Source organism: Thermocrispum municipale DSM 44069 (genome assembly GCF_000427825.1).
GTDB classification, from domain to species: domain Bacteria; phylum Actinomycetota; class Actinomycetes; order Mycobacteriales; family Pseudonocardiaceae; genus Thermocrispum; species Thermocrispum municipale.
In genome coordinates this window covers 72,319-88,874 of sequence record NZ_ATYT01000008.1, presented here as the reverse complement: position 1 = coordinate 88,874, position 16,556 = coordinate 72,319, and the positions used below count along the sequence as shown (strand labels likewise).

The 16,556-nt window shown below is 68.9% G+C and carries 19 protein-coding genes and 1 pseudogene; 11 read left to right on the top strand and 9 right to left on the bottom strand.

The genetic code is table 11. From position 1 onward, the window contains the following. Positions 1–238 precede the first annotated feature (238 nt). The 6 genes from YWM_RS0110230 (at position 239) to YWM_RS0110205 (ending at position 6,007) form a co-directional block, all read left to right on the top strand. Positions 239–859 (top strand): alpha-ketoglutarate-dependent dioxygenase AlkB, encoded by a 621-nt coding sequence (locus YWM_RS0110230; RefSeq protein WP_028850645.1) that lies wholly within the window; start codon positions 239–241, stop codon positions 857–859. Positions 860–894: 35 nt separating this feature from the next. Beyond that, on the top strand, positions 895–1,836 hold the full coding sequence (locus YWM_RS0110225) for a pseudouridine synthase (protein WP_028850644.1): 942 nt from the start codon (positions 895–897) through the stop codon (positions 1,834–1,836). 311 nt (positions 1,837–2,147) lie between these two features. Continuing rightward, a complete protein-coding gene (locus YWM_RS23030; protein ID WP_211232477.1) occupies positions 2,148–3,302 on the top strand; it encodes an ATP-dependent DNA ligase in 1,155 nt (384 codons plus the stop codon). After that, a complete protein-coding gene (gene ligD / locus YWM_RS0110215; RefSeq protein WP_028850643.1) occupies positions 3,295–4,305 on the top strand; it encodes a non-homologous end-joining DNA ligase in 1,011 nt (336 codons plus the stop codon). The genes YWM_RS23030 and ligD overlap by 8 nt, the downstream gene beginning before the upstream one ends. An 87-nt stretch (positions 4,306–4,392) precedes the next feature. After that, a complete protein-coding gene (locus tag YWM_RS0110210; RefSeq protein ID WP_043660565.1) occupies positions 4,393–5,154 on the top strand; it encodes an SIR2 family NAD-dependent protein deacylase in 762 nt (253 codons plus the stop codon). Between the two features lie 238 nt (positions 5,155–5,392). Further along, positions 5,393–6,007 (top strand): VldE C-terminal domain-containing protein, encoded by a 615-nt coding sequence (locus YWM_RS0110205; RefSeq protein WP_245565995.1) that lies wholly within the window; start codon positions 5,393–5,395, stop codon positions 6,005–6,007. Positions 6,008–6,225: 218 nt separating this feature from the next. On the opposite strand, the gene YWM_RS0110200 is transcribed toward YWM_RS0110205, so the two are convergent. Together YWM_RS0110200 and YWM_RS0110195 are read right to left on the bottom strand one after the other, a co-directional pair. Next, positions 6,226–7,614, bottom strand: coding sequence for a pyridoxal phosphate-dependent decarboxylase family protein (locus YWM_RS0110200; protein ID WP_028850640.1), 1,389 nt, complete (start codon positions 7,612–7,614; stop codon positions 6,226–6,228). A 10-nt stretch (positions 7,615–7,624) separates the two neighbouring features. After that, positions 7,625–7,990 carry a hypothetical protein gene (locus tag YWM_RS0110195; protein ID WP_028850639.1) on the bottom strand — a complete coding sequence of 122 codons (366 nt, stop codon included), beginning with the start codon at positions 7,988–7,990 and terminating at the stop codon, positions 7,625–7,627. A 153-nt stretch (positions 7,991–8,143) separates the two neighbouring features. Here YWM_RS0110195 and YWM_RS0110190 point away from each other — a divergent pair, with 153 nt between their 5' ends. The 4 genes from YWM_RS0110190 (at position 8,144) to YWM_RS26420 (ending at position 10,549) form a co-directional block, all read left to right on the top strand. Further along, a complete protein-coding gene (locus YWM_RS0110190) occupies positions 8,144–8,833 on the top strand; it encodes a hypothetical protein (protein ID WP_156914728.1) in 690 nt (229 codons plus the stop codon). Between the two features lie 19 nt (positions 8,834–8,852). Then, a complete protein-coding gene (locus YWM_RS26845) occupies positions 8,853–9,533 on the top strand; it encodes a RibD family protein (protein WP_028850637.1) in 681 nt (226 codons plus the stop codon). Continuing rightward, the gene (locus YWM_RS26840) at positions 9,526–10,011 is read left to right on the top strand and encodes a cytidine/deoxycytidylate deaminase family protein (RefSeq protein WP_028850636.1); all 486 of its coding nucleotides are present in this window, start codon (positions 9,526–9,528) and stop codon (positions 10,009–10,011) included. Before YWM_RS26845 ends, YWM_RS26840 begins: the two co-directional genes overlap by 8 nt. A gap of 151 nt (positions 10,012–10,162) precedes the next feature. Next, positions 10,163–10,549, top strand: a complete 387-nt coding sequence (locus YWM_RS26420; RefSeq protein ID WP_169720979.1) for a DoxX family protein — start codon at positions 10,163–10,165, stop codon at positions 10,547–10,549. A gap of 36 nt (positions 10,550–10,585) precedes the next feature. Here YWM_RS26420 and YWM_RS26835 read toward each other — a convergent pair. From YWM_RS26835 to YWM_RS0110150, 6 genes and pseudogenes are all read right to left on the bottom strand, one after another. Further along, positions 10,586–11,422, bottom strand: a pseudogene (locus YWM_RS26835) (lysylphosphatidylglycerol synthase transmembrane domain-containing protein); the annotation flags it as partial. Further along, entirely contained in the window at positions 11,419–12,186 is a 768-nt protein-coding gene (locus YWM_RS23020; protein WP_043660480.1) for a hypothetical protein, read from the bottom strand. The gene YWM_RS23020 and the pseudogene YWM_RS26835, both read right to left, overlap by 4 nt. Then, positions 12,183–13,223 carry a glycosyltransferase family 4 protein gene (locus YWM_RS23015; protein ID WP_043660479.1) on the bottom strand — a complete coding sequence of 347 codons (1,041 nt, stop codon included), beginning with the start codon at positions 13,221–13,223 and terminating at the stop codon, positions 12,183–12,185. Before YWM_RS23015 ends, YWM_RS23020 begins: the two co-directional genes overlap by 4 nt. Continuing rightward, complete coding sequence (locus YWM_RS0110160) at positions 13,220–13,606, bottom strand: 6-pyruvoyl trahydropterin synthase family protein (protein WP_028850635.1); 387 nt, start codon at positions 13,604–13,606, stop codon at positions 13,220–13,222. The genes YWM_RS23015 and YWM_RS0110160 overlap by 4 nt, the downstream gene beginning before the upstream one ends. A 4-nt stretch (positions 13,607–13,610) precedes the next feature. Beyond that, positions 13,611–14,243 (bottom strand): hypothetical protein, encoded by a 633-nt coding sequence (locus tag YWM_RS0110155; protein WP_028850634.1) that lies wholly within the window; start codon positions 14,241–14,243, stop codon positions 13,611–13,613. A 23-nt stretch (positions 14,244–14,266) separates the two neighbouring features. After that, complete coding sequence (locus YWM_RS0110150; protein WP_028850633.1) at positions 14,267–15,226, bottom strand: zinc-dependent alcohol dehydrogenase; 960 nt, start codon at positions 15,224–15,226, stop codon at positions 14,267–14,269. A gap of 52 nt (positions 15,227–15,278) precedes the next feature. Here YWM_RS0110150 and YWM_RS23010 point away from each other — a divergent pair, with 52 nt between their 5' ends. Further along, entirely contained in the window at positions 15,279–15,995 is a 717-nt protein-coding gene (locus YWM_RS23010) for a CDP-alcohol phosphatidyltransferase family protein (protein WP_052344747.1), read from the top strand. On the opposite strand, the gene YWM_RS0110140 is transcribed toward YWM_RS23010, so the two are convergent. Then, complete coding sequence (locus YWM_RS0110140; protein ID WP_028850632.1) at positions 15,980–16,426, bottom strand: lamin tail domain-containing protein; 447 nt, start codon at positions 16,424–16,426, stop codon at positions 15,980–15,982. The genes YWM_RS23010 and YWM_RS0110140 overlap by 16 nt on opposite strands. Between the last annotated feature and the right edge of the window lie 130 nt (positions 16,427–16,556).

Here is a 16,556-nt window from a genome sequence, read left to right as displayed (position 1 = left end):
CAACCGGTTAAGTCAGTTAAGGCACCCCGTTTGGACCGATCACTGGGCCATCCGGCGGTACCGAGTCGATCCCAGGCGTGCGATCCGATCACCCCGACGTAGTCACCGCGGTGCCCTCCGCGAGCGGCGCCGGCTGCGACCGAGATCGGCTCAGCCAACCGTCGGATCCCTGTCGACGCAACTCGAGAGATGTTTCGAGAGTAGAACATACGTTCGAATTCTGTGTTACGCTCGTGGCATGGAGCTGCAAGGATCGTTGCTCGACCTGGTCGACGACCCGGGTCTGGCGCTGCTGAGCAAAGCCGAGCGCATCCCGCTCAGCCGGGGCGCGTGGGTCGATGTGCTGCCCGGATGGCTCACCGGCGCGGACTCGCTGTTCGAGCGCCTGGCGGCCGAAGTGCCGTGGCGCGCCGAGCGCAGACAGATGTACGACCGGGTGGTGGACGTTCCCCGGCTGCTGTGCTTCTACGACGAGGACGAGCAGCTACCCCACCCGATCCTGGCCGAGGCGCGGGAGGCGCTCAGCGCGCATTACCTTCCCGAACTCGGTGAGCCGTTCCGCACCGCCGGGCTGTGCTACTACCGCGACGGCCGGGACAGCGTCGCGTGGCACGGTGACCGCATCGGCCGAGGACGGCTGGCCGACACCATGGTCGCGATCCTGTCCGTGGGCGCTCCGCGCGAGTTGGCGCTGCGGCCGAACGGCGGAGGAAAGCAGCTCAGCTTCCCGCTGGGACACGGCGACCTGATCGTCATGGGCGGCTCGTGCCAGCGGACCTGGGAGCACGCGGTGCTCAAGACGGCCAAGCCGGTGGGGCCGCGCATCAGCATCCAGTTCCGTCCGCGGGGCGTGCGCTGAGGGCGGAGCTGGGGCGATGGGGGACACTGGCGGCGATGCGCAAGAAGGTGAGGTCTCCGCTGCCGCAGCGGCATGGCCTGGACGCGGTGCGGATCGTGCTGCCGCGCGAGGGGCCGTGGCGTACCGTACGCGAGTACCTGGTCCTGCGGCTGTCGCGGCTGGAGCCCGAGCGGGTCGACGAGATGGTGCGCGACGGCCGCTTCGTCACCGAAGAAGGCCCGGTGCAGCGGGAGACTCCGTATCGGCCTGGCGCGTCCGTGTGGTTTCACCGGGAATTGCCCGACGAGAGACCGGTCCCGTTCGACGTGCAGATCTTGCACCGCGACGAGAACATCGTGGTGGTACACAAGCCGCACTTCCTGGCGACCACCCCGCGTGGTCAGCACGTCGTGCAGACGGCGCTGGTGCGGGTCCGTCAGCAGTTGGATCTGCCGGAGTTGATCCCGGCACACCGGCTGGACCGGGCAACCGCCGGCGTTCTGCTGTTCGTGGTGCGTCCCGAGGTGCGCGGCGCCTATCAACGGCTGTTCTCCCAGCGGTTGGTGCACAAGGAGTACGAGGCCGTCGCGCCCGTGCGACCGGACCTGTCCCTGCCGACCGTGGTGCGCAGCCGCATTCTGAAACGTCGTGGCGTCATCCAGGCCAAGGAAGTCCCCGGAGAGCCGAACGCCGAGACGTATGTCGAGCTGATCGAAAGCCGGGGCGAGCTCGGGCGGTATCGGTTGATCCCGCGCACCGGTCGCACGCATCAGTTGCGGGTGCACCTCAACTCGCTGGGCATCCCGATCGTGGGCGATCCGATCTACCCGGAGGTCCGCGAGTCGGCATGGGAAGACTTCAGCAGGCCGCTCCAGCTGTTGGCACGCACGCTGGCATTCACCGACCCGATCACCAACGAGGAACGGAGCTTCACCACACCGGCCTCGTTGTCCGCATGGACCGGCGAACGCCAGCCCACCGGCACCCGGGGTTCCTGACCACCCAGCGAGCCGCGATCGCGTACTCGGGCTCGTCAGCCATCCCGGCGCCGGTGTTCAGTCCCCTGCCCCTGCGTTCGGAGCCACCTCGACCTGCGCTGAGCGGACGACCGAGCCTCGCCCGGCACTCGTCGCCTGTCCGCGCTTCTCGCAGAGGCGTTTACAGGTGTTCCGCCCATACTCAGCCCGTTTGCCCGCCGGTCCGCCAGCCGCCAGTGCCCGACGGCGGGCCGGACTCCGCTTTTCGAGCACCGCACGAGGCCTCCTGCCGGATAGCTGCAGTTTGTCCGGCGCGCTCCTAGGATCGATCTATGAAATTGCCCGTGATGCCGCCCGTGCGGCCGATGTTGGCCAAGGCCGTGCACGAGGTCCCGCGTGCGGCCGACCTGGCGTACGAGCCGAAGTGGGACGGCTTCCGGTGCGTCGTGTTCCGCGACGGCGACTCGATCGAGTTGGGGTCCCGCAACGACCGGCCGCTCACCAGGTACTTTCCCGAGCTCGTCGACCTGCTGCTGGAGGCATTGCCGCCGCGCTGCGTGGTGGACGGCGAGATCGTGGTGGTGACCGACACCGGCCTGAACTTCGACGCACTGCAGAACCGGCTGCATCCGGCCGCGTCCCGGGTGAAGATGCTGGCCGAGGCAACGCCGGCGAGCTTCGTGGCGTTCGATCTCCTCGCGCTGGGCGACGACGACCTGACCTCGGCCCCGTTCAGCGAGCGGCGCGCCAAGCTGGAAGGCATCCTGGACGACTCTCTGGCTCGAGTGCACCTGACGCCGTTGACTCGTGATCCGGATGTGGCCGAGGACTGGTTCACCCGCTTCGAAGGCGCCGGTTTCGACGGTGTGATGGCCAAGCCCGTCGATGCCCCCTATCAGCAGGACAAGCGGGTGATGTGGAAGGTCAAGCACGAGCGCACGGCCGACTGTGTGGTCGCGGGCTTTCGCTGGCACAAGGACGGCAAGGGCGTGGGTTCGCTCCTGCTCGGTCTCTACGACGACGAAGGGCAACTGCATCACATCGGCGTGGCCAGCAGCTTCACCGCCAAGCGCCGCGCGGAACTGGTCGACGAGCTGGCACCGCTGCGCGAGAACGCCGCCGAGAACCACCCGTGGGCCAAGTGGGTGGAGGCCCAGACCCAAGCCCGGGCCCAGGGCGGGCGGATGCCGGGCGGATTGAACCGCTGGAACGCCAACAAGGACATGTCGTGGGAGCCGCTGCGCTGCGAGCTGGTCGCCGAGATCCGCTACGAACACGTGATGGCGGGCCGTCTGCGCCACGGCGGCCGGCTGGTTCGGTTCCGGCCGGATCGCACGCCGGAGTCGTGCACGTACGGGCAGCTGGAGGAGGTGCCACCCGCCGAACTGGCCACACTGTTCACCGAAGCGGCCGCCGCCTCCACCAAGGCGAAGGCAGGCCGGAAGGCGTCCGCGGGCACGCGTCGAGGCGAGGCGACCGATGGCTAGATCCGAGTCGATCACGGTGCAGGTCGACGGGATCGACGTGACTGTGTCGAACCCCGGCAAGGTGTTCTTTCCCCAGCGCGGCGAGACCAAGCTCGACCTGATCGAGTACTACCGCGCGGTGTCCGGACCGTTCCTGGAGTGGATCCGGGGACGTCCGGTGATGATGGAGCGCTACCCCAACGGCGCCGGTGGCAAGTCGTGGTGGCAGAAACGCGTGCCTGCCAACACGCCGGAGTGGGTGCGCACCACGGAAGTGAGCACACCCAACGGCACGAAGTCGGATGCGCTGGTGGTCCAGGACATGGCTCACATCGTCTGGGCGGTCAACCTGGGCTGCCTCGGCTTCCACGTGTGGCCGTTCCACGCCGACCACCCGGAGTACGCCGACGAACTGCGCGTGGACCTCGACCCCTCCCCCGGCACCGGGTACCGGGAAGTGAAGCAAGCCGCTCGGCTTGCTCGGGACCTGCTCGGCGAGCTGGGGATCCGCGCGAACGTGAAAACCTCCGGATCCCGGGGCCTGCACATCTACATCCCGCTGCTGCCGCGGTGGGACTCCTACCAGGTTCGTTCGGCCGCCGTTGCGCTCGCGCGCATGCTGGAGAAGCGACACCCCGATCTGATCACTGCGCAGTGGTGGAAGGAAGAGCGCGGAGCACGCGTCTTCGTGGACTACAACCAGAACGCGCCGCACAAGACGGTCTTCGGCGCGTGGTGTGTGCGGCCACGGGTCGGCGCGCAAGTGTCGACTCCCTTGGAGTGGGACGAGCTCGACGACCTGGAACCGGACGAGCTGACCATCGCCACGGTGCCGGCGCTGGTGGAGCAGCGCGGCGATCCGTGGGCGGATGCCGCGCGCCGGCCGCAGTCGATCGAGCCGCTGCTGCAGCAGTACCAGAAGGACCTGGCCGGCGGCATGATGGACGCCCCGTGGCCGCCGGTCTACCCGAAGATGCCCAATGAGCCACCGCGGGTGGCTCCCAGCCGTGCCAAGAAGCGTTAGCGCCTGACTCCGGTCTGCGTCTCGGTCGGCGGCAGAATCATCAGCCAGCGGTGTCCGCTCACCCGATGCGGCAAGATGGGTGGCGAGATGACGGACGTGGACGAGACCGCAGCGCTGGAACGCGCCCGCGAACTGGTTGCCGATTCGGAACGCATCGTCGCGCTGACCGGCGCCGGAATTTCCACCGAGTCGGGCATCCCGGACTTCCGCGGCCCGCAAGGCGTCTGGACGCGCAACCCCGCCGCGCAAGCGCTGGTGACCATCCAGTCCTATGTGGCCAGTGCCGAAGTGCGACAACAGGCTTGGCAGGAGCGCCTGAACCATCCGGCCTGGAGCGCCCGCCCGAACGCGGCACACCGCGCGCTGGTCGACCTCGAGCGCCGCGGAAAGCTCGCCGCGCTGATCACGCAGAACATCGACGAACTCCACCAGCAGGCAGGCTCGTCCCCGGACATCGTGCTCGAGCTGCACGGCACCATCCACCAAACGGTCTGCCTGCAGTGCTCCGATCGGCGGCCGATGCGCGAGACACTGGACCGAGTCGAGGCAGGCGAAGCGGACCCACCTTGTCGGCTGTGTGGGGGCATCTTGAAGTCCGCCACCATCTCGTTCGGGCAAGCCTTGGACGCCTCCGTGCTCGCCCGAGCTCAAGCCGCCGCGGAGTCCTGCGACCTGATGCTGGCGGCCGGCACGTCGCTGTCCGTCCACCCCGCCGCGGGTCTGGTGGGCCTCGCTGCGGACGCGGGAGCGACCGTCATCGTGTGCAACGCCGAGCCCACGCCGTACGACCGGATCGCCGCAGAAGTGTTGCGCGGACCACTCGGCACGGTACTTCCATCATTGCTCTGACCTGCGGATTTGTCGCCTGTGGCGGAACGGTCCGGTGATGGCGATCACAACGCGCTGACATCGCCGTTTTCTATTCGTAACCTTGCCGAGGCCTTGCGGTAATCGAGTGAAATGACTCGATTCCGCCAAACCCCCGACGTTTGTACTGATTGGTTGAGTGATGGCTGGCCGACATCGTGCCCCCCGTCCACCCCGCTCGCTGAAAGTCCCCGGCGCCGTCGCCGGCACGGTTGCCGCGATGGGCCTGGCCGCCGCAATCTCGGTCGCCGCGCCAGGTTCCGAGCAGGCAACCGGTGAAGCCAACGCCGCGGCGAACCCGTCCCCCGCCAGCGAGCAGCCCGGTTCCTCGTCGAAGAAATCCGCGAAGCCGACCGCTGAGCGGGCCAAGGCGGCGAGCAACCGTACGAGCCAGAGCAAGCCTTCCCGGACCACGACCGCGACCAAGAGCTCGGCGACCGCCACGGTGCGCGCTCCGAAGAAGACCGCGCCGCCGACGAAGCCGTGCAGCACCGACCTGGCCGGCACCCTGGCCCCGGTCGCCCAGGTCGGCAATCACGTCAAGGAGAAGTTCGACATCGACGAGGTCGGTGGCCGCGCTTCCCGAGCGGGCGCCAGCGACCACCCCAGCGGCCTCGCGCTGGACTTCATGGTCGACCCGTCGACCGGTGACCAGGTGGCCGAGTACGTCCTGGACAACCAGGAGGACTTCGGCGTCACCTACGTCATCTGGCAGCAGCGCTACAACGACGGCAGCGGCTGGTCGATGATGGAGGACCGCGGCTCCCCCACCGCGAACCACATGGACCACGTTCACGTGTCGTTCTCCGGCGAGGATGTCGACGTCGATTGCTGACCCGCGCAACCCCTCCGTCCCGTTTGGGCGGAGGGGCGCGTGGGACAGAGCGGGGCGCCGTGATCGGGCCGCGCCGGGGTCCGAGCCCAGCACCGCCACGGCCGACAGGCGGTGAAGAACCGAGCGCCAGTACCCGGCTGAACGGGCGACTCGACGCCCCGTTCCCCAGACACCGCTGGTGAGCCGGCCGTGCCGCTCGACACCCAGCCCGGCGGCCGCTAGCCGGCCGTCTCGGCCCGCACCCGCTCGGCGACCCGCAGGATGGCCTCCGCCGAACGCTCGATGTCCGCGGTCGTCGTCGCGTAGTTCGACACTGAGATCCGCAGCAAGCGCTGGCCGCGCCACGTCGTGGCCCCCAGCCAGCAGGTCCCTTCCTCGCGTACAGCGGCGGCGACGGCGTCGGCGTCAGCGTTCACGTCGACCAGCACCTGGTTGAGCACCACGTCGTTCACAATGCGGGCGCCACCGGCGGTGAGGACCTCCGCGAAGTGACGCGCGTGGCGACAGCAACGGTCGACCAGGTCGGCCACACCTTCTCGGCCGAGTTCCCGCAGCGCAGCCCAGACCGCGAAACCGCGACCGCGCCGCGACGAGCCCAGCACGAAGCTGGACCCGGTGACTTGCTCGGTCGACCCGGTGAGGTAGGCGGCCGAATGACTCATCGAGGCAGCGTGCACCTCCGGCCGGGACACGAACGCGAAGCCCGAGTCGTACGGCACGTTGAGCCACTTGTGCGCATCGCAGCCCCACGAATCCGCCTTCTCGATGCCCTCCACCATGTGCGCGGTGCGTGGGTTTGCCGCAGCCCACAGCCCGAACGCACCGTCGACGTGGACCCAGCCACCGTGCCGGTGAACGATGTCTGACGCTTCGCCGATCGGGTCGCACGCGCCGGTGTTGACGTTGCCGGCCTGCAGGCAGACGATCAGCGGTCCCGGCTCGCCGTCGGCAAGCACGCGCTCCAGCTGCGCGACGTCCATGGCGCCGTTACCGTCGGCAGGCACGAGTTCCAGCACGGAGTCGCCGAAGCCCAGCACCCGCAGCGCGCGGTCGATGGTGGCGTGCCGCTCCTCTCCCGCCACAACGCGCACCCGCGGCGCACCGATCAGGCCGTCCCGCTCGACGTCCCAGCCTGCCGTGGCCAGTACGTGGTGCCGTGCCGCGCCGAGGCCGACGGTGTTGGCCTCCTGGGCGCCGGTGACGAAGCCCGCCGACGCGGTCGCCGGAATCCCCAGCAAGTGCTTGATCCATGCAGCCGCGGTCTCCTCCGCGGCAATGGCAGCGGGCGCGAGGACCCCGTTGAACGCGCACTGATCCCAGCCGATCGCCAGCATGTCGGCTGCCGTCGCGGCGGGCAGCCCACCACCGATGACGAACCCGAAGAACCGTGGGCCCGCGTTGGCCGTGATCCCCGGCTCCGCGGCCCGGACCAGCTCGTCGACGACCTCCGACGGCGGTGTCGGGGAATCCGGCAGCGGCGCGGTGAACGCGGATCGCAGCGCGTCCAGGTCCGCGGCGGCAGCGACCCGCCTCTCCGGCAGGCCCGCCCGGAACTCGGCGGCGGTGGTGGCGGCTTTGTGCAGTAGTTCAGTCAGCGATTCGGTCACGCCGCCGAAGCTACCGCTTCGGTCCGCCGGGGCCCACCATGCATCGTGCGCAGTCGCACCCCTCGACCAGTCCGAACTGGACCTCTTCCGCCACGCACACTTCGAACTCTTCGACCTTCAGGCCGTCGCCGGACACCAGCAGCCGGACGCCACGCCCACCCTCGACCGGCGTGTACTCGGTGTGGCTGCTGTCGTGGTGCATCAAGCCGATGATCCGGTAGAGCGCATCCGGCCGGAGCCTGCTGTCCAGGGCCTCGTACGCCGAGCGAATGTCAGCACGGTCGGCCAGTGTCTCCCCGGACTCGAGCCAATCGGCGTGCCCCGCCGTGATGTGCCAGCCCATCGCTTCGAGCACGTACGACTCTTGCGCCGTCATTGACCACCCCATTCGCTTCTGTCCCCTCCAGTCGCCGCAGGTCGAACGTTCGTTACGCCGCCGCGAGCACATCGGTCATCGAGCGGCAAATCGGGCGGACACTTCGGACATTTCGCCTTGGCGATCGGCTCGTCGATGCGAGAAGCTGCACGCGTGACGTCCTCGCGAACCTTTGCCGACGAGACGATCGGACGGCTGCTGCGCCGGACGCTCGGGTGGGCCCTGTTGCGCACCGTGGCGTTGGCCCTGGCGCTCTTCCTCGGCGCCCTCGTGACCGACCAACTCGGCGGACGACCGGCCGCGCTGGTGATCCTGGGCATCGTGCTGCCCGCAGGGTGGCTGGTCGCCGAGGTGCTCACTCCCCGCACGGTTCCGGTCGCCGACGGCAGTGAGCTGCTGGTCGGCCGGGCCGCGGCAGCCGACGACGTGTTCGCGGCGATCTTCCGCTCCCTGGGTGAGCAGCACGCCGTGCCCGCGACGGTGCATCCGCGGCGGGTCAGCGTCGGCAAACCGGTGCCGGGACTGCGCAACGTCCTGCGCATCCGGATGGGTTCGTACCACGCCACGATCACCGTCGCGCCGTTCGGCAACGACCTGCACATCGGATGGCGGCTGACGTTGCGCCACGTCCCGCTGGCCACCCTGGGCCGCTGGCTGGTGGCACTGGTCGCCGTCGACACCGGGTACATCGACATCATCGAGATGGAGCCTGCGCGCGCACTCACCGACGTCCTGCGGCACGCCGTGCAAACCGGCGCGACGACGCCTTCGAGCGAGATGTTCGTCACGACGTTCGGCGCTGACCTGCCGGTCGAGCAGGCCGACCACCGCTCGACCGCCTGACGGCAGCTACCGTGGGCCCGTGAGCTCCCGCCCGTACGTGTTGCTGTCGGTCGCGATGTCGCTCGACGGCTACATCGACGATGCGAGCGCCGAGCGCCTCCTGCTGTCGAACGCCGAGGACCTGGCCAGAGTCGACGAGGTACGCGCGGGCGTCGACGCGATCCTCGTCGGTGCCAACACCGTGCGCAGCGACAACCCCAGGTTGGTGCTGCGCGAGCCGCGGCTGCGCGAACAACGCCGGGCTCGCGGGGACCATCCGGACCCGATCAAGGTCACCATCACCGGCAGCGGCGACCTCGACCCGCAGGCCAACTTCTTCCAGCTGGGCGAGAGCCCGAAGATCGTCTACGCGCTCAGTTCGACCGTCTCGACGGTGGCGGCCCGGCTCGGCACACTGGCCGACGTGGTCGACGCCGGCGACCCGCTGGACGTGCCGAAGATGCTGGAAGATCTGGCCTCCCGCGGCGTGCGGCGACTGATGGTCGAGGGCGGCGGCGCTATCCACACCCTGTTCCTCGCCGCCGGTTTCGTCGACGAACTGCACGTCGTGGTCGCCCCGCTGTTCGTGGCGGACGAACGTGCGCCGCGGTTCGTCAACCCCGGCGCCTTCCCGGTGACCGCGCGGATGACCCTGGCGGAAGTTCGCCAGATCGGTGACTGCGCGCTGCTGCGCTACTTGTCAGGAGAGGCCGATGCCTGAGCTGACGCACACCGATCTGCAGTTGCTGCACGAAGCCGTCGACCTGTCGCGCAAGTGCCCCGCCGGGCACACGTACGCGGTTGGCGCGGTGATCGCCGATGCCGACCACCACGTGCTGGCCACCGGCTACACCCGGGAGACCGGCCCGGCGGATCATGCCGAGGAGGTCGCGCTCGGCAAGGTGGACCCGGACGACCCGCGGCTGGCACACGCGACGATCTACACCTCGCTCGAGCCGTGCAGCGTGCGGTTGTCCCGGTCGCGGTCATGCACCGATCTGATCCTCGCCTCGGGAATCCCGCGCGTGGTGTTCGCGTGGCGTGAGCCCGAGCTGATCGTGGTGTGCGAGGGCGCTGAGCGTCTTCGGGCCGCCGGACGTACCGTCATCGAGGTACCCGAGCTGGCGCCGCAGGTCCGCGAGATCAACGCCGATGTGCTGCGTGTGCTGCGAACCGTCGAGGACAGCCGCAACATCTGAGCGCTGCAGGTAACGCCGCGGTCCCGTGGCCACGACATGTGTTTGTTCGCCGCGCACAGCCGGGACCGCCGGTGACATCCTGGAGCGACCCGGCACACCGCCTGCTGAAGGAGGGCCCGTGGCATCCGACGAGCGGCGCGTCTCGGAGACGATGCGCAACAGCATGCCTGCCAACGCCGCGGTATGGGCGCTCCAGCTCGCGTTGGCGATCTACCTTGCGGTGTTCTCCGCCCTACCGATGTTGCGTGGTGACGCATACATCACCGAGACGTTCGACCGCATCGGTTTCGGCGACTGGTTCCGGCACACGACCGGCATCATCGAGCTCGCGGGAGCCGTCGGGTTGCTCATCCCGATCCTGTGCGGGCTGGCGACGATGGGCCTGGTCGGCGTGATGATCGGCGCGATCATCACCGAGTTCTCCGTGCGCTCGCCCAGTGGCGCGATCGTGCCCGCCGTCCTGCTGTTGCTGTTCGCGTTCGTCGCGTGGTATCGCTGGCCGCAAACCAGGGCGTTCGCCGATCGCGTGCGCAGCTAACACCACGAGCCCGGGCGCACTCGCCAGCAGCACCAGCACACCGAAGACCACGGCCGCCGCGACACCGTGACTTGCGCCCAGGCCGGCGGCTGCGAACCCGCCGGCACTGGCCGCTTCCCGTGGACCCCAGCCACCGACGTTGAGCGGCAACGACATCGCCACCAGCGCCAGCACGGCGATCGCGATCAGGTCGGCCAGTGGCGCGGCGTCGTTCACCGTGCGGGCGGCGACGACGAACACCAGCAGGTGCCCGGAGACCGCGACCACCGACAGCGCAAGGGCGGCGGGCACGGCGCCCCTGCCGGCCAGGAAGAGGCGGATCTCGGTGCCGAGCGCACGCACCTTCGCCGTGCCTGCAACGACGAGGACCACCGCGATCAACACCAGTCCCAGGACAAGCGCCGCAGCCGCGTTACGAATCACCAGCTCCTCGAACGTCCGCCGCAGCGTGGGGTGGCTGAGCAGGATCACCGCACCGAGCAGGAGCAGGGCTACTTGCCCGGCGGCACGTTCGTACACGACAGCCCGCACACCGCGGGCGACATCTCCGGATGCCCGGCCGTGCCGCACACCGCGGTCGGCGTCACCGAGGACTCCGGCAGGAAGCACGGCGTTGAGCAGGAGCGCACGGTAGTACTCCGCGACCGCGGTGCCGAAGCGCAAGTGCAGGCCGGTCCCGCGCGCGATCAGACACCAGCGGGCGGCACAACAGCTCGTCGTCAGCAGGCCGACACCGATGGCGAGAGTGATCTGTGTGGGCCCGATCCGCCGAAGTCCCTCGGTGAACGCCTCCCCACCGATCTGGGTGCCGAGCAGGACGATGATCACCCCGGTCAGCAGCGCCCGGACGGTCAGGTGCGCGCGGACGGTCATGGCCGGTTCCCCGGCAGCGCCAGCAGGTCGTTGTGATGCACGACCACCCGCAGCCGGCCTGCCACGCAGTCGTCGAGTCGCGAGCGCACGTAGTCGTCGAGCTCGAGGTGAGGGTCCTCTTCGGCAGCGGCCGCGCACCAGCCGCGCAGCCACTGCTCGGTCAGCTCTCGGTGGTGCGGCCCCAGACGCCACGGGCTGGGCGCGAGGTGCACCTGGTAGCCGACCGCGCGGAATGCTTGTGCGACGACCGCGACAGCGTCCGGGCCGCAGCGGCCGTTGCGATGCTGGTGCCGATTGAAGGCATCCGACACCGCGGAGTCCAACGGGTGCGACGGGGTCAGCTGCACTCGTCCGCTCACGGTGAGGACGAACAGGGCGGGCACCGCTGCGGCCGCGATCGTGTGCGTCAGACGCTCCAGCTGGGGCTTGGTCAGGATGTCCAGCACCGCCGAAGCAGTCACCAAGGATGCGCCGAGCAGATCTTCCGGGCGCAGCATCATGAAGTCGCCGACGCGGACGTCGGCGTCACTGCGCTCGGCCCGGGCCACCAGGTCCGGTTCTTGCTCGTGCAGGACCCACTGCTGCGGTTTCGGGAGCGCCGGGTCGAGCCATCGTCGGTTGGCGCCGGTGCCGCTGCCGAGGTCGTGCACCACGAGCGGAGCTCGTACGCGCTCGAGCAGCATGGCGACCAGGGGTCGGTTGCGGGCTTCGGCATCGGCCGGCTCCCGCAGCGCGAGCCAGTCGGCGGTGAACTCCGCGGTCATCGCGCCACCGTGGCCAGATCCCGCAAGGCCCGCTCCAGTGGTTTTGCGGCCTCGGTCCAGGTGACGAGTTGACGCCTGCGGGTTGCTGCGGCCCGCCGAAGCTCCTCGCGGTGCTCGGCATCGGTCAGCCAACGGCGTAAGGCACGAGCCAGAGCCGCCGGGTCGCCGGGTGGGACGAGGACACCACCGGCGGGCTCGGCGCCGACTGCTTCCGGCACCCCGCCCACGTCGCCGGCCACGACCGGTACGCCACGAGCCAGCGCTTCGGTGACGACCATGCCGAAGGTTTCCGCGTGCGAAGGCAGGACCAGCAGGTCCGCGGTCTCGTAGCACGCATCGAGTCGACCGCCGGTGACGGTTCCCATGAGTTGTATACGGTCTGCCAGGCCGGAACGTTCAATGCGATCTTGCACGATGGCGGCGAACCGCGCGTCGACCGGCGGCCCCGCGATCCGAAGGTGCCAAGACAGGTCCTCGAGCTGCCCCAACGCCTCGACCAGCACGTCCTGACCCTTGCGGGGCGTCATCGCAGCTACGCAAACCAACCGACGGCCCTCAGGTTCCGCGCGCGTCAGCGGCGCCCGATCGACCCCCGGCGGCGCCACCCGGACCTCGGGCAGGTCGTAGCGGGCTCGTACGAGGCGAGCCGCAGCGGCGCTGGTCGTCACCACCAGAGACGCCGCCGACAGGGACTGCTGTTCCTTGCGGGCCAGCGTGTCCGCCACGACCGGATCCAGCCCGGTCTCGTCCGGCAACGGCAGGTGCACCAACACACCCAGCCTCAATCGCTTGCTGTGGGGGCCGATCACCTCGGGCACGGCACACGCCACCAGACCGTCGACCAGCACCACCGCACCCGTGGGCAGAGCCGCCAACGTCTTGTCCAGCGCGGCGCAGTCCGCCGCCGACGGCATCGGCCACCCTCCCGCGACCGGCACCACCCGCAACCGGAGGACGTCCGCCATCCGCAGGTCGTACCGCGTGCCGCCACTGGGGACACCAGCACGCTCCGGGACGATCAGGACGGCGCGGCTCACAGGGATCGTTCGTAGGACGCCCAGGCCACGTGCGACTCGTGCAGAGTTACCGTGATGCCAGTCAGCCCCGCAAGCCCCAACCGGGCGATGCGGTCGGCCAGCCGGTCGGCGATGACCTTCGCCAGGAACTCCGTCGACGTGTTCTTCCCGGCGAAGGCGGGCTCGTCGTCGAGATTGCGGTAGTTCAGCTCGGCGGTGACCGCCGACAGCTCCTGCGACGCCAGCCCGATGTCCAGCAGGATGCCGTCCTCGTTCAGCTCCGGCCCGCGGAACGTCGCATCCACCACATAGGTGGCCCCGTGCAGTCGCTGCGCCGGACCGAACACCTCGCCTCGGAAGCTGTGGGCGATCATCACGTGATCGCGCACCGTCACGCTGAACATGCGGTTACCGTACGCTGCCGGGTGCGTGGTCACCGAGGATCGCCTCGCCCTTGGTCAACCACGCCACGCCGAAGGCGACGGTGGCGACGGCCTCCAGCCACAGCACCGGGCGCAGGTGGTCCAGCCCACCGATCAGTTCGACGATCGGGACCAGCACCAGACAACCCACGATGATCACGCCGGTGACCAGATACACCTGGTTGCGCCGCCTTTTGCGGGCCGTCGGCTGCGGCGCATCGCTCTTGCGGAACTCGACAAGGCAGAAGTAGGCGAACGTCCCGAACAGCACGACGGCGAAAACGAGGTGGAGGACGCCGGACGCGGTGCTGGTGATCGGGGTGCCGTCGGGGATCGGGAAGATCGCCACGCCGATCGCGGCGACCCCGGCCACGATGCTGGCGGCCCGGTCGCTGCGGGCATAACCGCGATAGAACAGCAAAAAGACCCCGATCGCGCACATGGTGCCCACATACACGTCGCGCATGCTCGAGTGGTAGTAGCCGCTGACCGAGTAGAGCAGCTCCTTCTCGATCAGCAGGTTGCCTGCGATCAGGACGAACGGGAGGGCCGTTCCCAGCAGACCGACCCCGCGGCGGAGGAACAAGTACGAGCGGACCAGCTCCGAGGCGTCGTGCACCGCGCCAGGGTAGCCGCAGACGATCAATACGCAATGCGATGACACAACGCGGGCAGCGAGCCGTCCGCCAGGGCGGGCAGGACGTCCGGGAGTTCCTCGAACCGGCTCTCCCCGGTGATCAACGCGTCGAATCGTGCATCGCGCAGCAGGGTCAGCGCCAACTGCATCCGCTCGGCATGGGTGCGGTCGGGGCGCGCCACGGTGCCGACCTGGCTCGATCGCACGGTCAGCCGTGCGGAATGGAACCGCTCCCCCAGCGGCAAGCTCACGTCCTGGTCGCCGTACCAGCTCAGCTCGATCACCCTGCCGTCGGCGCGCAGCAACTCCAACGCCTTACGCAGGCCGGCCTCGGTGGTGCTCGCATGCACCACGAGATCGCAGCCGTCCGCGGCCCCATCCGGCGTCACGAATTCGACGCCCAAGGCGTCGGCCACCTGCTGCCGCGCCGGGTCGATGTCGACGAGCTGCAGCCGCAGGCCGGGGAACGTGGCCAAGATTCCGGCGACCGCGCAGCCGACCATGCCCGCGCCCACGACGGCCACCCGGTCGCCGATCAACGGCCGGGCATCCCACAGCGCGTTGACGGCGGTCTCCACGGTGCCTCCAAGTACTGCACGAGCTGGCGGAACGTCATCCGGCACCACTGTCACGACGTCCGCAGGCACCACGTAGTGCGTCTGGTGCGGGTACAGGCAGAAGACGGTTCGCCCTACCAGATGAACAGGCCCTTCTCGGACGACGCCGACGTTGAGATAGCCGTACTTCACCGGCCCGCCGAACTCGCCTTCCTGAAACGGCGCCCGCATCACGTCGTACTGGCTCGGCGGAACCCGGCCGGTGAACACCAGGGTTTCGGTTCCACGGCTGACGGCGCTGTAGGTCGTTTCAACCAAAACCTCGTCGGCGTCGTTGTACTCGACGAAGCACTGCCGGATCTCACCGATGCCCGGTTCGCGGACCCAGAACGCTCGCGCCGGTGTCACAACAGCCTCCAGGCTCTTACGCTCGAAGCACGACCGCCGAACGGGGGCCGCCTTGTCCACCATAGATCGACTCCGCGCTCGCGGACTGGCGCCGCTTGCGCTGGCGTTTGCCGTGGTGGCGCAGCTGGGCATGGCCGCGGGGCTCGCGTCGACCGTCGGCCTGGCGCTGCCCGGGTGGCTCGCGATCGGACTGTGGACGGCCCTCGGCTACGCGCTCCTGCAGCCGCACGTCGACCAACTCGGCCCGGCCGGGACCATCACCCTGACGCGCGCCGTACTGACCGGAGGCGTGATCGGCTTGGTCGCCGACGAGCTGGTGGTCTCGGCGCGGCCACCAGCTGTTCTGCTGACCACGTTGGCTGCGGTGGCGCTCGTCCTGGACGCGGTCGACGGACTGGTGGCGCGGCATACCCGAACTGAGTCCGCCCTGGGCGCCCGATTCGACATGGAGGTCGACGCCGCGCTCATCCTCGCGCTCAGCGTGGCTGCGATCGACGAGGTCGGAGTCTGGGTCGTCGTGATCGGCAGCATGCGCCTGGCGTTCCTGGCGGCGTCGTGGGTAACACCCTGGATGCGCGGAGCCCTGCCACCCAGCCGCGGACGCAAGGTCGTGGCCGCGTGGCAGGGCGTCACTCTCGCCGCCGTCGTTTCTCAGCTGCTTCCCGGATGGCCGGCCGTCGCGGGTGCCGCACTGTCCCTCGCACTACTCACGTGGTCGTTCGGGCGCGACATCCGGTGGCTGTATCGCAGGCATCAGCAGTATTTGTAGCTACCCTTCGAGCCCCAACTGCAACTGTCCAGCAGCCGGTTGTTCGGTGAGCGCAGGTACGCCTTGTCGCCGGTGTTGTTCCAGATGTACCAGCTGCGGCCCCAGTAGCGGTTCTGATAGTTGTTCGTGCCCTTGCCGGTGCGGACATAGATGACCTTGCCGGGCTTGAGCCTGGTCGTCGGGAAGACGTAGCGGTGGTTGGCCTTGTCGTGCAGCCGATAGCCGGTGATCGTCTTGGTCTGGCTCGAGGTGTTCTTCAGGACGATGTACTCGGCGTTCAAGCTCCTGTTCGAGCCACGGTCGGTGCCTGGCGAGTCGAAATACGCCTTGTAGATGATCACCTTGCCCGCCGCCTGCGCGGTCGGCGTGATCACCAATGTCCCGGCTACGGTCAACAGCGCCAGCACCAGCGCGGCTGCAACTCTCCGCATGCAACACTCCTTCGATCGTCGTGATGTCGCTGGTCCGGTCGCCCACCGAACTCGAATAGTTACGGAGCGTTGTCAACTTTCCAGCGGCGGTCCTGGTTGGTCATCCGTTGACCGGCCGGCGGTAGAGTCT

Bases quoted from the DNA above. Each gene is read 5' to 3' on its own strand.
- YWM_RS0110230 (WP_028850645.1), top strand. From the start codon at position 239: ATGGAGCTGCAAGGATCGTTGCTCGACCTGGTCGACGACCCGGGTCTG.
- YWM_RS0110225 (WP_028850644.1), top strand. From the start codon at position 895: ATGCGCAAGAAGGTGAGGTCTCCGCTGCCGCAGCGGCATGGCCTGGAC.
- YWM_RS23030 (WP_211232477.1), top strand. From the start codon at position 2,148: ATGAAATTGCCCGTGATGCCGCCCGTGCGGCCGATGTTGGCCAAGGCC.
- ligD (WP_028850643.1), top strand. From the start codon at position 3,295: ATGGCTAGATCCGAGTCGATCACGGTGCAGGTCGACGGGATCGACGTG.
- YWM_RS0110210 (WP_043660565.1), top strand. From the start codon at position 4,393: ATGACGGACGTGGACGAGACCGCAGCGCTGGAACGCGCCCGCGAACTG.
- YWM_RS0110205 (WP_245565995.1), top strand. From the start codon at position 5,393: ATGGGCCTGGCCGCCGCAATCTCGGTCGCCGCGCCAGGTTCCGAGCAG.
- YWM_RS0110195 (WP_028850639.1), bottom strand. From the start codon at position 7,990: ATGACGGCGCAAGAGTCGTACGTGCTCGAAGCGATGGGCTGGCACATC.
- YWM_RS26840 (WP_028850636.1), top strand. From the start codon at position 9,526: ATGCCTGAGCTGACGCACACCGATCTGCAGTTGCTGCACGAAGCCGTC.
- YWM_RS26420 (WP_169720979.1), top strand. From the start codon at position 10,163: ATGCGCAACAGCATGCCTGCCAACGCCGCGGTATGGGCGCTCCAGCTC.
- YWM_RS23020 (WP_043660480.1), bottom strand. From the start codon at position 12,186: ATGACCGCGGAGTTCACCGCCGACTGGCTCGCGCTGCGGGAGCCGGCC.
- YWM_RS0110160 (WP_028850635.1), bottom strand. From the start codon at position 13,606: ATGTTCAGCGTGACGGTGCGCGATCACGTGATGATCGCCCACAGCTTC.
- YWM_RS0110140 (WP_028850632.1), bottom strand. From the start codon at position 16,426: ATGCGGAGAGTTGCAGCCGCGCTGGTGCTGGCGCTGTTGACCGTAGCC.